At 45.3% G+C, this 285-nt stretch carries 1 protein-coding gene; it reads left to right on the top strand.

Annotated elements, in window-relative coordinates:
- A partial coding sequence (locus FDX22_RS26460) for an N-acetyltransferase (RefSeq protein ID WP_255433088.1) occupies window positions 1-285 on the top strand: 285 nt, incomplete at both ends.

Raw genomic sequence — 285 nt, forward strand, 5'->3', positions numbered from 1 at the left:
AATATCCAGTTGAAAGAAATCCTCAGACAAGACTGGATTACATTAGTCTGCGAATACGAGAGCAAACTGATTGGGTACGCTCAACTAAGGTGGGAAGAGTTTCCTCCCTGTGTCAATAGCATCCATGCCGGAGAAATTCTGTGTCTGTATGTCGATGAGCCCTACCATGGTAAAGGATTTGCACAGGCACTGATGCAAAAGTGCTTTGCTGAATTTGAGGCAAAGGGATCGGATCCTGTCTGGTTAGGTGTCTGGGAACATAACCCAAGAGCCATCTCTTTTTAC

Source organism: Citrobacter sp. TBCS-14 (assembly GCF_005280805.1).
GTDB lineage: Bacteria > Pseudomonadota > Gammaproteobacteria > Enterobacterales > Enterobacteriaceae > Citrobacter > Citrobacter gillenii.